The sequence below is a fragment of the uncultured Roseobacter sp. genome, assembly GCF_947495025.1.
Lineage (GTDB): Bacteria > Pseudomonadota > Alphaproteobacteria > Rhodobacterales > Rhodobacteraceae > Roseobacter.
Genome location: NZ_CANLXG010000001.1, coordinates 726,342 through 739,398 on the forward strand (window position 1 = coordinate 726,342; position 13,057 = coordinate 739,398).

Annotated in this window: 13 protein-coding genes and 1 tRNA gene; 9 read left to right on the forward strand and 5 right to left on the reverse strand. The window is 61.3% G+C overall.

Translation table 11 applies throughout. The features are described from left to right. Window positions 1–56: 56 nt before the first annotated feature. A complete protein-coding gene (locus Q0792_RS03600) occupies window positions 57–812 on the forward strand; it encodes a trypsin-like peptidase domain-containing protein (protein WP_298836512.1) in 756 nt (251 codons plus the stop codon). 87 nt (window positions 813–899) lie between these two features. After that, window positions 900–2,192, forward strand: coding sequence for a serine--tRNA ligase (serS, locus tag Q0792_RS03605; RefSeq protein WP_298836513.1), 1,293 nt, complete (start codon window positions 900–902; stop codon window positions 2,190–2,192). Window positions 2,193–2,195: 3 nt separating this feature from the next. Here serS and Q0792_RS03610 read toward each other — a convergent pair whose 3' ends face one another. Beyond that, window positions 2,196–3,140: an NAD(P)-dependent oxidoreductase gene (locus Q0792_RS03610; protein ID WP_298836514.1), complete on the reverse strand. Its 945-nt coding sequence runs from the start codon at window positions 3,138–3,140 to the stop codon at window positions 2,196–2,198. Between the two features lie 111 nt (window positions 3,141–3,251). Between Q0792_RS03610 and Q0792_RS03615 the strand changes: the two genes are divergently transcribed. Beyond that, window positions 3,252–4,427, forward strand: a complete 1,176-nt coding sequence (locus Q0792_RS03615) for a reductive dehalogenase domain-containing protein (protein WP_298836515.1) — start codon at window positions 3,252–3,254, stop codon at window positions 4,425–4,427. On the opposite strand, the gene Q0792_RS03620 is transcribed toward Q0792_RS03615, so the two are convergent. Further along, complete coding sequence (locus Q0792_RS03620) at window positions 4,416–4,610, reverse strand: hypothetical protein (RefSeq protein WP_298836516.1); 195 nt, start codon at window positions 4,608–4,610, stop codon at window positions 4,416–4,418. The two genes, Q0792_RS03615 and Q0792_RS03620, sit on opposite strands and share 12 nt — an antisense overlap. A 197-nt stretch (window positions 4,611–4,807) precedes the next feature. On the opposite strand from Q0792_RS03620, the gene Q0792_RS03625 reads away from it, so the two are divergent. Next, on the forward strand, window positions 4,808–5,719 hold the full coding sequence (locus tag Q0792_RS03625; protein WP_298836517.1) for a pirin family protein: 912 nt from the start codon (window positions 4,808–4,810) through the stop codon (window positions 5,717–5,719). Here Q0792_RS03625 and Q0792_RS03630 read toward each other — a convergent pair. Then, the gene (locus Q0792_RS03630) at window positions 5,703–6,305 is read right to left on the reverse strand and encodes a TetR/AcrR family transcriptional regulator (protein ID WP_298836518.1); all 603 of its coding nucleotides are present in this window, start codon (window positions 6,303–6,305) and stop codon (window positions 5,703–5,705) included. The genes Q0792_RS03625 and Q0792_RS03630 overlap by 17 nt on opposite strands. Window positions 6,306–6,398: 93 nt before the next feature. Between Q0792_RS03630 and Q0792_RS03635 the strand changes: the two genes are divergently transcribed. The 5 genes from Q0792_RS03635 (at window position 6,399) to Q0792_RS03655 (ending at window position 11,040) form a co-directional block, all read left to right on the forward strand. Beyond that, window positions 6,399–6,680, forward strand: a complete 282-nt coding sequence (locus Q0792_RS03635; RefSeq protein WP_298836521.1) for a hypothetical protein — start codon at window positions 6,399–6,401, stop codon at window positions 6,678–6,680. Window positions 6,681–6,770: 90 nt separating this feature from the next. Next, window positions 6,771–8,057 (forward strand): homoserine dehydrogenase, encoded by a 1,287-nt coding sequence (locus Q0792_RS03640; RefSeq protein WP_298836522.1) that lies wholly within the window; start codon window positions 6,771–6,773, stop codon window positions 8,055–8,057. Window positions 8,058–8,128: 71 nt separating this feature from the next. Continuing rightward, entirely contained in the window at window positions 8,129–9,088 is a 960-nt protein-coding gene (glpX, locus tag Q0792_RS03645) for a class II fructose-bisphosphatase (RefSeq protein WP_298836524.1), read from the forward strand. Window positions 9,089–9,134: 46 nt separating this feature from the next. After that, window positions 9,135–10,874: a single-stranded-DNA-specific exonuclease RecJ gene (recJ, locus tag Q0792_RS03650; protein ID WP_298836526.1), complete on the forward strand. Its 1,740-nt coding sequence runs from the start codon at window positions 9,135–9,137 to the stop codon at window positions 10,872–10,874. A gap of 91 nt (window positions 10,875–10,965) precedes the next feature. Next, window positions 10,966–11,040: transfer RNA gene (locus Q0792_RS03655), tRNA-Glu, on the forward strand. Window positions 11,041–11,456: 416 nt separating this feature from the next. Here Q0792_RS03655 and Q0792_RS03660 read toward each other — a convergent pair. Continuing rightward, a complete protein-coding gene (locus Q0792_RS03660) occupies window positions 11,457–12,473 on the reverse strand; it encodes a diguanylate cyclase (protein WP_298836529.1) in 1,017 nt (338 codons plus the stop codon). After that, window positions 12,470–13,057 carry a heme NO-binding domain-containing protein gene (locus Q0792_RS03665; protein ID WP_298836531.1) on the reverse strand — a complete coding sequence of 196 codons (588 nt, stop codon included), beginning with the start codon at window positions 13,055–13,057 and terminating at the stop codon, window positions 12,470–12,472. The genes Q0792_RS03660 and Q0792_RS03665 overlap by 4 nt, the downstream gene beginning before the upstream one ends.

The window sequence follows — 13,057 nt, forward strand, 5'->3', positions numbered from 1 at the left end:
TGCCCTGCGACTGCCCTCTTGGCCACGCGGGTCATTGCGGGCAGGATACCGGTGTCATGAGACAACAGAAAACACCTATCTGGCAGAGGGCCGTGGGCGCGTTTGCAGCCCTGACGCTGGCTGCGGCGGCCGTTGCCGGCACCGGCCCGCTTCCGCCGCTGCCCGGTCAGGATCTGCGGCAGTGGCAGGCCGTGGGCGTCGTGAATGTCGAAGGGCCGGCGGGTATCCCAAGCTGTTCCGGCACGCTGATCGCGCCGGACCTGGTTCTGACGGCCGCCCACTGCACCGGCGGCCGAAAAGCCGGTCAGAATCCCCGCGTATTTCTGATCGGCTGGAACGGGACGACTCAGATCGCTTTTCGCGATGCAGCGGCCATGCGTGTTTACCCGCCATATCTGTCGGCCAGTGGCAGCGCAGCCCTGGAGTTTGACATCGGCGTCCTGCAGCTGGAAAAACCGGTGCCCCCCGAGGTCGCAACACCTATGCCGCTGGCGACCGGTAGCGTTCTTGGAGACACAGTTGCCCTGCTGGCCTATCACCGCCTTGCAAAGCGCCAGCTGCATGGCCGGTTTGACTGCCCTGCCCGCACCTCCCGGGACGGCGCCATGATCCTTTCGGACTGCGAGGTGATCAGCGGCAACTCGGGCGGTGCGCTGCTGGTGCAGCAGGACGGCACGTGGCAGCTGGCTGCTGTACTGGTGGCCCGGTCGGGTCCGGACGGTAACGCGCTGGCTGTTCCGGTGAACGACTGGGTCCGCGCGGAACTTTCCGCCGCAGAGCAACGCGCCAGGGACAGGGCCGCGCAGCGCTGAAGAGTGCCTTGAAAACTCGTGGTTACGATCCGGTAAAAGATACGGCATAAGCTGAGCGCGAAACGATTCAGACCCGAGGACGATTCCATGCATGATATCCGCGCGATCCGTCAGGCCCCCGACGCCTTTGACGCAGCCCTTGCCCGCCGTGGAGATGCGCCCCAGTCCTCGGAGATTCTGGCGATTGACGAGGCACGGCGCGCCAAGATTGCAGCAGCCGAAAACGCGCAGGCCGAACAGAACAAGGCATCCAGACTGGTCGGTGCTGCCAAAGCCAGTGGCGACGAGGCCGAATTTGAGCGGCTGCGCGCTCTGGTCTCCGAGAAAAAGGCCGAAGTCAGTGCCATGCAGGCCGAGGCCAAGGAGCTGGATGCACAGCTCAGTGACAGGCTGTCGTGGATCGCGAACATCCCCGCCGGCGATGTGCCGGACGGCGCGGACGAGAACGACAACGTCGAGGTCAACCGCTGGGGCGAGAAACCCGCGTTCAGCTTTGCGCCGAAAGAACACTATGAAATTGGCGGGGTTGCGGCCTCAATGGATTTTGAAACCGCGGCCAAAACCTCTGGTGCGCGCTTTGTCATGCTGAGAGGCGCCGTGGCACGCATTCACCGTGCACTGGCCCAGTTCATGATCGACACCCATGTGGACGAAAACGGCCTGACCGAAATAAACAGCCCCGTGCTGGTGCGGGACGAGGCCATGTATGGCACGGACAAGCTGCCCAAATTTGCCGAAGACAGTTATCAGACCACGAATGGCTGGTGGCTGGTGTCTACGTCCGAGATTCCGCTGACCTTTACCGCGGCTGGCGACATTCTTGAGGAAAGCGATCTGCCACAGCGGATGACGGCGCATACCCTGTGTTTCCGGTCCGAGGCCGGCAGCGCCGGGCGCGACACCGCCGGCATGCTGCGTCAGCACCAGTTTGAAAAGGTCGAGATGGTCTCGGTGACACATCCTGACCACTCCGACGCAGAGCAGAAACGCATGCTGCGCTGCGCCGAGGATATCCTCGAGCGCCTTGGTCTCGCGTACCGGACGGTCATCCTGTGCACAGGCGACATGGGCTTCGGCGCGCGCCGGACCTATGACATCGAAGCCTGGCTGCCCGGTCAGAACGCCTATCGCGAGATTTCGTCTGTCTCGACCACCGGCGATTTCCAGGCCCGTCGCATGAATGCGCGGTTCCGGCCCGCCGATGGCGGCAAACCTGCCTTTGTTCACACGCTGAACGGCTCAGGTCTGGCTGTTGGTCGTTGCCTGATCGCCGTGCTGGAAAACGGCCAGCAGGAAGACGGCTCTGTGCAGCTGCCCGCAGCGCTTGCTCCCTATCTGGGCGGCAAAACACTGCTGACGTCAGAGGGTACGCTGGCCTGAGGATCACCGCGCGGGAATAACCTCGTACCCGCGCTCTTCCGGCTCGTCATCAACCAGTTCCTGCGGAAAACCGGGGGCCCGGATGTCCAGCCCTGTCGCTTCTTCGAGGCGCTCGATCATCCGGTCCGACTGGGCGCGGTTGCCGTACCGCGCCTGTCCGTCTTTTATCATGTCAATGATCATGGGAGACAGCTCAAGCGGAATGCCCGCATCGTCCGCCAGCTTCTGAAACAGGCCGATGTCCTTGAGCACCAGATCCATGGTGAAATTCACATCCCGCGACCCCGACAGGATCAGCTGGCTTTCGGTCTCGTGCACAAATGACGTGCCCGAAGAGATGCTGATCGCCTCAAAGGTGGTCGCAAGGTCCATGCCCGCGCCCTTCATCACGGTCAGCGCTTCGCACAGCGTCAGCAGGTTGGCTGTAGCGAGGTAATTCGTCATCACTTTCAACACACTGGCCGACCCGAGATCGCCCGTATGCAGCACCCGCCGCCCCATCAGCGTCAGCAATGGCAAAATCTGTTCAAAAACAGGCCTGTCACAACCGGCATAGATCGAAATATTGCCGGTATCTGCGCGGTGACATCCCCCGGACACCGGACAATCCACTGCTGCGGCGCCCGTCGCAATCGCAGCCGCGCCCAGGCGCCGCACCTCATCCGCGTCTGTGGTAGACATCTCCATCCAGATCTTGCCGGGTCCCATATGCGGCAGCATCTCCTCAACCACGGCGGCAGAGGCTGCCGGGCTGGGCAGACAGGTAATCACCGCATCGCAGATCTGCATCATTTCCGCGGGTGAGCCACCGGCTGTGGCGCCCGCGACGACTTTTGCGGCAACAAGATCCGCGTCAAGGTCGTGCACCACAAGAGCTACCCCGTTTCGCACCAGCGAACCGGACAGTTTTCCGCCCACATTTCCCAGACCGATAAATCCAACTTTCATTGCCGCGCTCCCTGACCTTTTCCGTGACCCTATGCGGGGATGATGCGTCGTCGCGCCCGTTTGCGACCTTTATGATTGACCGGCGGCACCCCTGCAGTCAGGATTCCCGGCATGACCTCTTCTCAGCATTCCCGGCCCGGTGACGCAGATGCCGGTATCGACGTCACAGACGATTTTGCCCGGTTTCATCAGCGCAACGATATCTTTACCCGCGCCTTCTGGGACCCGTCTGTGAGGACAGACCGGACAGACGCGTTCTTTGCCTCCTACCGCATGGAGGCAACCCCGCGGCGCGGCGACGGTTTCGGCCAGCGCGACTTCGCCCTGCGCAATGCCTCCTGGCTGATTTCCGACATCATGACAGACCGCTTTGCCGATCAGGGTCGCCGCGAGGGATTCCAGGCGCCGATCAGCGCGGATACGCCCGTCGCACCAACACAGGTGAGTGTCACCGACAGGTCAGAAATGTCGCGCGAGATCAAAAAGGTGGCATCGTTCTTTAAAGCGGATCTCTGTGGCATCACCTCACTTGATCCCAGGTGGCACTATGCCAGCCGCGTGGACACCCGCGATCTTTCCGATGCGCCCAACGAACTGCCCGAGGGCATGACGTCTGTGATCGTGCTGGGCCATCAGATGGACCGCGACCTTGTGGACACCTACCCTTCGGCGCTCGGCGGGGCGGCCACGGGGCGCGAATACAGTCATGAAGCAGCGGTTGTGATGCAGCTGGCCGCTTATATCCGCAATCTTGGCTATGATGCAGTGCCGTCCATGAACGATACCGCACTGGTGATCCCCTATGCGCTCAGGGCGGGCCTGGGTGAATACGCGCGCAATCAGATGGTTATCACGCCGGAATTCGGCCCAAGGCTCCGGTTTTCCAAGATTTTCACGTCTCTGCCGCTGGCGCATGACACCGCCAGACCAAAGGGTGTCAGCGCCTTTTGTGACATATGCACAAAATGTGCCGACGCATGCCCTGTCAGAGCCCTGCCATTTGGTGCGCCGGAAACCGGCGGCGCAAATGTGTCTGCCATCAGCGGGGTGCGCAAATGGACATCAGACGCAGAGAAATGCTTTGGGTTCTGGGCGAAACTGTCGAGCGACTGTGCAATCTGCATGCGGGTCTGTCCGTTTAACCGCGATTTCAGCCGCTGGCACCACCGGTTGTGGCTGAAACTGGCGCTCTCGCCATGGCGGCGCGTTGCCCTCTGGCTGGATCGCGGTCGCGGGAAGCGCCGTAAACCAGCACAGTGGTGGGACAACGGCGGGTCACAGCCCTGAGCGGCGCACGTTGCCGTGCCAGTCTTCGGGCGCTACAGCAAGGTCAGTCACATCCGGCACCATCTGCGGTCCGGGAGACACCTGTGCAGATATCAACAGCCCCAGCAGCACGCCGGACAGCACAAGGATGAATGCACGACCGGCACTACGGTCGCGCTGAAAGGTGTTTTCAGTAAGTGTCATCGTCGGTTTCCTCACGTTTCGGGTTCCTAAGACACAGACATAAGCGCGCAAGTGACATCACAAAAGCGAATTATTAAAATGTAATGCATCACACTTTTTGATGGTATCCGCATTCGCGCACAGCCTTGGTTCGCGCAGGCAGATTGCGCCATCTCAGCGGGCGGTTATCTTTGGGTCAAACAGAACGGAGATGACGTATGTCCCTCAGACCCACACTCGAAACCCGCCAGGCCGTCCCGACTATGGAAGGCGCCGGCGTCAGACTTCACCGCGCATTCGGATTTCAGGACCCCACCGAACTGGACCCCTTTCTGCTCTTCGATGATTTCCGCAACGATCGTCCTGAAGACTTTGAAAAAGGTTTTCCATGGCATCCCCACCGCGGGATTGAGACCATCACGTATGTACTCGAAGGCACCGTGGAACACGGCGACTCGCTGGGCAATACCGGCACACTCGGGGCCGGTGATGTACAGTGGATGACGGCAGGGTCGGGCATCCTCCACCAGGAGATGCCGGCCGGAAACGCGCGTGGCCAGATGCACGGGTTCCAGCTCTGGGGCAACCTGCCATCGGATCAGAAGATGACCGCACCGCGCTATCAGGATGTGACTGCCGCGGACATTCCGGTGATCACGGACGATGACGGCACCCGCGTGAAAGTCATCACCGGCTCATTCTGGGGTCAGACTGGTCCGGTTGACGGCATTGCGGCGGATCCTCAGTACCTCGACATCACGGTGCCGGCGGGCGTGAAAAAAACCTTTAAAATAGACACTTACAGACGGGCTTTCGCCTATGTGTTCGAAGGATCGGCCGCCTTTGCCGATGCAAGCGCACCGTCGGGCGTGCTGCTGGAAAAGGAAGTTGCCGGCGAAGAGGTCAACATCCGCGATCTTTCCGGAGACCGGACTCTGATCCGTTTCGGAACCGGGGATGAGGTAACGCTGCAGGCCGGCCCGGAGGGCGTGCGCTTTCTGCTGATTTCGGGCGCGCCGATCGACGAGCCGGTGGCCTGGCACGGACCGATTGTGATGAACACTCAGGCCGAACTGATGCAGGCCATGCGGGACCTGAACAACGGCACGTTTATCAGACCGGCGCACTGACCCGCGCGCCCACCGCGCCCGAGACGAGCTCCCAGTAGCGGGCGGTAATGTCCTCAAGTGACAGCCGCCCGCTTTCGCGAAACCATGTACTGACACCGGTAAGCATCGCAATCACCGCGAGCGTGGTGATTTTTGTATCTGCAGTTTCAACATGGCCCTGTGCAATACCATCCCGCAGGATGTCCTCCAGCAGATCCTCGTACTGACGTCGCAGCCCTTCGATCACCGCGAAGTTCTGCTCTGACAGGTTGCGCAGCTCCATATAGGCGATGAAAACCGCATCCGGCCTGTCGTGGTGGAACCTGATGTGAAACGCCACAAAACGTTCCAGACGCGCGACAGGGTCCGGTCCCGTGTCCCGTGGCACCGCCGCCAGCAACGCCAGCATGTGATCATGCATCAGACCGAACAGCAGGCTCTGCTTGTCGGGTGTATAGTTGTACAGCGCACCGGCCTGCACTCCGACCTCGGAGGCAATGCGCCGCATAGAGACGGCTGCGTATCCCTCCCTGGCAAAAAGCTTTGTCGCCGCCGCCTGTATGCGCGGTCCTGTAATGTCGGAATGTGACCCGGTCGTTCTTGGCATGCCGAAACGTTAACTGAACGGTCGTTCATAAGAAAGCTTTCTTGCGCCTGACCTGCTGGTGAGGCAAGACTGGGGGGTAATCTGGAGAAATTCATGCGACGGCTGGCTATATTTTCTGCAATGGCGATGCTTGCTGCCTGCGCAGAACTGCCCGATGTGCCCGGTGCGGCGAGCCCCGAAGCGGCGGCGGCCGATTATCCCGCCCTGGCACCGCTCACCCCGCTGGCACGTGAGACAGTCGAAAACGCCGTCCAGGAAGACGAAACCGCGGACCAGCTGGAAGCCCGGGCAAACGGACTGCGCGCACGGGCGGCACAGCTTCGGAAACCGGTTCTGACGGATGCAGAACGGGCGAGACTGGCGGCAGCAGAGTGAGCCCGGTCGCAAGCCCGTTGCGCGGGCTGACCGAACCGGCTAAATCGCGTTTCGAAAGCAACCTGCCGTTATCACCAGAGGATCTTGTTAATGTCTCAGCCCCTTCGTCTTGGAATCGCCGGTCTGGGTACAGTGGGGGTCGGTGTGGTGCGAATCATCCGCCAGCACAGCGCACTGCTGGCGGCGCGCACAGGGCGCGAGATATCGATATCGGCTGTCTCGGCGCGTGATCCCGATAAGGACCGGGGCGTGTCTCTGAAAGACTATGCCTGGGAACAGGACGCCGCAGCACTGGCCGTGCGGGACGACATCGACGTTTTTGTCGAACTGATCGGCGGACATGAGGGCAAGGCAAAAGAGGCCGTCGAAGCGGCACTGGACGCAGGCAAAGACGTAGTCACGGCAAACAAAGCCCTGCTTGCAATACACGGGCAGGCCCTGGCCGAACGCGCAGAGGCTGCGGGCCGTGCCCTGCGATATGAAGCCGCTGTCGCTGGAGGCATTCCGGTTATAAAATCCCTGACCGAAGGTCTGGCGGGCAATGACGTGACACGTGTGATGGGCGTCATGAACGGATCGTGCAACTACATCCTGACACGCATGGAATCGGCCGGTCTGAGCTATGAAGAGGTTTTTGCCGAAGCCGATGGCCTGGGCTATCTCGAGGCGGACCCCCAGCTCGATGTCGGCGGGATCGATGCGGCGCACAAGCTGGCAATCCTTGCGTCTCTCGCCTTTGGCACCCAGGTGAACTTTGACGGCATAGCGCTTGAAGGGATCGAGCGGGTCAGCATCGACGACATCCATGCCGCCGCCGACATGGGCTATAAAATCAAGCTGCTGGGCGTTGCACAGAAAACCGGGCGTGGTCTGGAGCAGCGCATGCAGCCCTGCCTTGTGCCCGATACCTCGCCGCTGGGTCAGCTCGACGGTGGCACCAATATGGTCGTGCTCGAAGGCGACGCCGTGGGCCAGATCGTGCTGCGTGGTCCGGGTGCCGGCGAAGGGCCGACGGCAAGTGCCGTTATGGCGGATGTCTGTGATGTGGCGCGCGGCCTCACTGGCCCCGTTTTCGGGATTCCGGCGAAGCGCCTGGCACAGGCCGTGCCTGCCAGCTCGGAACTGCCGGCACCGTATTATCTGCGCATGTCGCTTCAGGACAAACCCGGCGCACTCGCCCGCGTCGCCGCCGTGCTGGGCGAGGCCGGTGTGTCGATCGACCGGATGCGCCAGTACGGGCACGAAGATGCCTCGGCACCGGTTCTTATTGTGACCCACAAAACCAGCGCAGATGCGCTCCGACAGGCGCTGGAAGCGATGTCAGGCACCGGCGTTGTGGCCAGTGCACCAGTGGCTCTGCGCATTGAAGCGGTCTGAGCTGCAGTTGTACCGGACCTCACTGCCCGCTAAACAGATTTCAGGCTGATAACAGATCAAAGGAAGACCTCATGCCCGCCCATGCCGAATTTCAGGACCGGATGCTTTCCCTTGGTCTCGCCCGTGTTTCCGAGGCCGCAGCACTCGCATCAGCCCGCCTTGTGGGTCAGGGAGACGAAAAAGCCGCAGACCAGGCCGCCGTCAACGCCATGCGTGAGCAGCTCAATATGCTGGACATCGCCGGGGTGGTTGTCATCGGCGAAGGTGAACGCGATGAGGCACCGATGCTCTATATCGGTGAAGAGGTTGGCACCGGCAACGGACCGGGTGTCGACATCGCGCTCGACCCGCTCGAAGGCACAACGCTGACGGCAAAGGACATGCCAAACGCGCTGACCGTGATTGCTATGGGACCGCGCGGCTCGATGCTGCACGCGCCGGATGTTTATATGGACAAGCTGGCGATCGGACCGGGCTATGAGACCGACGTGGTCACCCTCGACATGAGCCCCGGCGAACGGGTTCAGGCGCTGGCCACAGCCCGCGGCTGTTCGGCGTCGGATATTACCGTCTGCATTCTGGAGCGCCCACGCCACGAAGACATGATCGCAGAGGTGCGGGCAACCGGCGCTTCGATCCGCCTGATCACCGACGGTGACGTGGCCGGTGTGATGCACTGTGCGGACCCTTCCACGGGCATTGATATGTATATGGGGGCCGGTGGCGCGCCAGAAGGCGTTCTGGCTGCGGCCGCGCTGAAATGCATGGGCGGTCAGATGTATGCGCGCCTGCTCTTTCGCAATGACGACGAAAAGGGGCGCGCGGCCAAAGCCGGTGTGACCGACCTCGACCGGATCTACACGCGCGACGAAATGGTGACCGAGGACGTCATTTTTGCTGCAACCGGTGTGACGGGCGGCAACATCCTTCCCGGGGTGAAACGCGAACCCGGCTGGTTTACCACAGAAACACTGATCATGCGGTCCAAAACCGGATCCGTACGGCGTATCAACTACCGTACGCCTGTCTGACACGACGTGTCGCAAAGCCGTTCTGCCACGGGGACCAGGGGGGCCTGTGAGCTTTCTGAATGTGGAAACTTCGCTGACCGGCAGGCGGTGGGTCGGGCCCGCGCCTGAACACGCGCGTGCAGCAGAGGCACTTGGCCAGCAGACCGGCCTGCCCGACCCGTTGTGCCAGGTGCTGGCGCGCCGCGGGGTCACAGGCGAGACCGCAGAGCAGTTTCTGTCGCCTGCCCTGCGCGACCTGCTTCCCGACCCCCGCAGCCTCCGCGACATGGAGAAAGCTGCAACGCGGTTTCTCAGCGCCGTGGACAGGCGCGAAAAGATCGCAGTCTTTGCAGATTACGACGTGGACGGTGGCAGCTCAGCTGCACTGCTGGTGACCTGGCTGCGGGCGATGGGGCTTGGCGCGACGCTCTACGTCCCTGACCGCATCGACGAAGGATACGGGCCGAATGATGCCGCGATGTCCCAGCTGGCTGCGGACCATGACCTGATTGTCTGTGTTGACTGTGGCACACTCTCGCATGGCCCTGTGGCTGCGGCAACCGCAGCGGATGTGATCATCCTCGACCACCACCTCGGCGCCGAGACCCTGCCCGATGCGCTGGCTGTGGTGAACCCGAACAGGCAGGACGAGACCGGCGATCTGGCACACCTTTGCGCGGCGGCGGTCGTGTTTCTGATGCTGGTCGAACTGGGCCGGCAGCTGCGGGAACGCGGCTCACCCGGCCCGGACCTGATGTCGATGCTGGATCTGGTGGCACTGGCCACGGTGGCAGATGTGGCGCCGCTGACCGGCGTGAACCGCGCCTTTGTCCGTCAGGGGCTGCGCGTTATGGCACGGCGCGAACGACCGGGACTGGCGGCCCTTGCAGATGTCGCGCGTATGGACACGAAACCAGGCGCATATCACCTTGGGTATCTGCTGGGACCACGCGTCAACGCGGGCGGACGGATCGGCGCGGCCGATCTGGGCGCGCGGCTGCTGGCAACCGAGGATCCGCATGAAGCGGCAGCGCTTGCTGAAAGGCTGGACGGGCTGAATGCTGAACGCCGCGATATCGAGGCGTCTGTAAGGGCTGCCGCACTTGACCAGGCCGAAGAACGTGGTCTCGACCGCGGTCTGGTCTGGGCCGCCGGTCCCGGCTGGCATCCGGGTGTGGTGGGTATTGTCGCCTCCCGCCTCAGAGAATTCTCCAACCGTCCCAGCATCGTCATCGGCCTTGAAGACGGGATCGGCAAAGGCTCCGGACGGTCCGTGTCCGGTATCGATCTGGGTCAGCCCATTCAGCGCCTTGCAGCCGAAGGGCTGCTGGTAAAGGGCGGCGGGCACAAAATGGCTGCAGGGCTGACGGTTGCCGAGGACAGGCTTGAGGCCGCCATGGAGCGGCTCTGCGAACTGCTTGAAAAGCAGGGCGCGCACCTCGCCGGACCGACCGATCTGCGACTGGACGGTGTGCTGATGCCCGGCGCCGCATCGCTGGAACTCACCGAACAGCTTGAGGCCGCAGGGCCCTATGGCGCCGGCGCACCGGCACCACGCTTTGCATTTGCAGATATGGCAATCAGGTTTGCACGACGTGTCGGTGAAACGCACCTGAAAATAAGCTTCAGTGACGGCACCGGTCCGGTCATGGATGCAATTGCCTTCGGGGCATATGACGGCCCGCTGGGACCTGCACTGGAATCTCATGGAGGGGCGCGTTTTCACCTTGCGGGAAAACTCGATATAAACACCTGGCGGGGCCGTCAGACAGTGCAGCTGCGCCTTGATGACGCCGCCCGCGCCTGAAGCTCTGCCTGCGGCAAAGTTTCTTTACCGGGGATGAAATTTCCGCTTGCGCCGCCGCGTCGGATTGCCTAATCAACCGCTCACAAAGAGTGGCCCGTTCGTCTATCGGTTAGGACGCCAGGTTTTCAACCTGGAAAGAGGGGTTCGATTCCCCTACGGGCTGCCACTTTTCTCTCCGCAAAATATGTATGGCCTGTAATCCGACACGTATGCTCGGTCTTGTCCTGTACTGCAGAATAATTCCGTCCTGTGGCGCTGAACCACATCCTGCGGCGATTGCACAGACCAGAGCCATAAGATCTCAGAACGGGAAACGTTGCAGGGCATCCTGCCCGCTTTCCATTTTTCGTGTCTGTTATTGTCTGTTCCAGGGCTGACAGCCCGACAGGTCCGCGCGGAATTTGGAATGATCCCGGAAACGCATTCAAGACGCCGGTTGCTTACACGTATGCGAAAAACGGGTGCCTTGCCCGTCGCCTGATCGCGTACAGGAGTGCTTAATCAACCCTTGTCTGAACAAAGCCGTGCATTGCCTTTCCGAAGACTTCAGTCCTGTGTGAACAGAATTCATCCTGTCTGAAATCAGCCTGTGCCACTTTCTGCCTCAACGGCGGAAAGGGCCGAGAGCTCAGAATACAGGGTATGGCGCCCCCGACCCTCGTGTTTGGAGTGGTACAGGGCTTCGTCAGCGTCCCGGAGCATCTGGTCTGCACTTGGTCTTGCGTATTCCGAAGACAAAACTGTACCGATACTGGCCGACACCCGGCAGGGCTGGCCCTCAAACATGATGGGCACCATCAGTTTCTCAATGATCCGTCCAGCCACGTGTACCGGAACGAGCTCATCCCTGACGCTGCGCATCAGGACGACAAACTCGTCTCCGCCTACTCGCGCTATCGTGTCGGTGCTACGGGTTTCCTCGCGCATCACGCGCGCGACTTCCTGCAGTACGTGATCTCCCGCCGCATGGCCCAGCGTGTCATTCACATCTTTGAAATAGTCCAGATCAATATGCATCAGCGCAACGTCTTCGCGCACCGCAAGAGCTCTGGCGAGGTCGATATCCATGGCACGGCGGTTCTTCAGACCGGTCAGCACATCTGTGACAGCCTGCTCTTCTGCTTCTTCGCGTGCGCTCTGCAGGCGCTTGTTCAGCTGCCGTGAGGCTTCCATTGCTGCTGACTTGGCCTCGACGAGATAGAGCATTTCCACCGTAAGATCAGTTACGGCGAAATCCCGCGCCGTCAGCTCATACTCCTGAACCGCCTCAACGACTGAGATTCCAAAAGACAGGTTCAGTGTAACCTGACCTTTCGAGGGTCCGGGTACCAGTATGCCCTTGAGTTCGCGCGGCGGATCCGTCCGGTACATCACATGCAGGCGGTTGCCCGCCATGTCTGCCAGATCGTGGAATTCGGTGATCTGGCGCGGACGACGGATTTCAAACACATCCAGAAAGACCTGACCAGCCAGTGGCGCTTCGGGAAACAGTTTCTGTGTGGTCGGTCCGGCGTTGATAATGATGCCGTCCTGATCAAGGATCAGATGCATCGGACACAGAACGTCCAGCATCCGACCAAAGGTGTCAGCTTCGCTCATCCCGCCCGCGCCCCCAGGTCGAAACCGCGGCCCTCGGCAAACTCGGTTTCGAGCAGCGAAACAGCGACGACTTCTGAACCGTTGGTATTTCCCTGATGCTCCAGAAAAACGAGTGCGCCATAATCGTCAGCCATGGCGCGCAGGACGCCTGTGAAAAGATGCCCGGCGCCGGGTACGCGGCTCTGGACGCTCAGCCTGTAAAAGCCGGCGCCGTGCTGTTTCAGCTCGATCCGCGGCAGCTCCAGATCGGATACCGCGAGCCGCGCGCGGTCCGGAAGGTCATCGAGGGAATGCAGAAAATCCGTAAAATCGACCCCGGAAAACCGCAACAGGCGGCGCAGCGCCTCAACGTTTGGATGCGAGACCAGATAGGTTCCGATATCTTCGAGTAATTCCTCGTAGGGCCTGTCGAGAACGTCGCTGACAGCGGCGAGCACCTGCTCGGTAAGCTCATCTTCGTAGGTGAGCATGGCTTCGAATTCGGTCAGACCTATGTCTGCCCGCTCAACTGCGGCCAGCCACTGTGCTTCGCCATAGCAGTCCGTCACAAAGCGCTGGATCGCGCGGTTCACAAGCCCATGCAT

Excerpts from the sequence above, each read along its gene's own strand:
- serS (WP_298836513.1), top strand. The coding sequence starts at position 900 with ATGCATGATATCCGCGCGATCCGTCAGGCCCCCGACGCCTTTGACGCA.
- Q0792_RS03625 (WP_298836517.1), top strand. The coding sequence starts at position 4,808 with ATGTCCCTCAGACCCACACTCGAAACCCGCCAGGCCGTCCCGACTATG.
- Q0792_RS03620 (WP_298836516.1), bottom strand. The coding sequence starts at position 4,610 with ATGACACTTACTGAAAACACCTTTCAGCGCGACCGTAGTGCCGGTCGT.
- Q0792_RS03660 (WP_298836529.1), bottom strand. The coding sequence starts at position 12,473 with ATGAGCGAAGCTGACACCTTTGGTCGGATGCTGGACGTTCTGTGTCCG.
- Q0792_RS03635 (WP_298836521.1), top strand. The coding sequence starts at position 6,399 with ATGCGACGGCTGGCTATATTTTCTGCAATGGCGATGCTTGCTGCCTGC.
- Q0792_RS03665 (WP_298836531.1), bottom strand. The coding sequence starts at position 13,057 with ATGCATGGGCTTGTGAACCGCGCGATCCAGCGCTTTGTGACGGACTGC.
- glpX (WP_298836524.1), top strand. The coding sequence starts at position 8,129 with ATGCCCGCCCATGCCGAATTTCAGGACCGGATGCTTTCCCTTGGTCTC.
- Q0792_RS03630 (WP_298836518.1), bottom strand. The coding sequence starts at position 6,305 with ATGCCAAGAACGACCGGGTCACATTCCGACATTACAGGACCGCGCATA.
- Q0792_RS03640 (WP_298836522.1), top strand. The coding sequence starts at position 6,771 with ATGTCTCAGCCCCTTCGTCTTGGAATCGCCGGTCTGGGTACAGTGGGG.
- Q0792_RS03600 (WP_298836512.1), top strand. The coding sequence starts at position 57 with ATGAGACAACAGAAAACACCTATCTGGCAGAGGGCCGTGGGCGCGTTT.
- Q0792_RS03610 (WP_298836514.1), bottom strand. The coding sequence starts at position 3,140 with ATGAAAGTTGGATTTATCGGTCTGGGAAATGTGGGCGGAAAACTGTCC.
- Q0792_RS03615 (WP_298836515.1), top strand. The coding sequence starts at position 3,252 with ATGACCTCTTCTCAGCATTCCCGGCCCGGTGACGCAGATGCCGGTATC.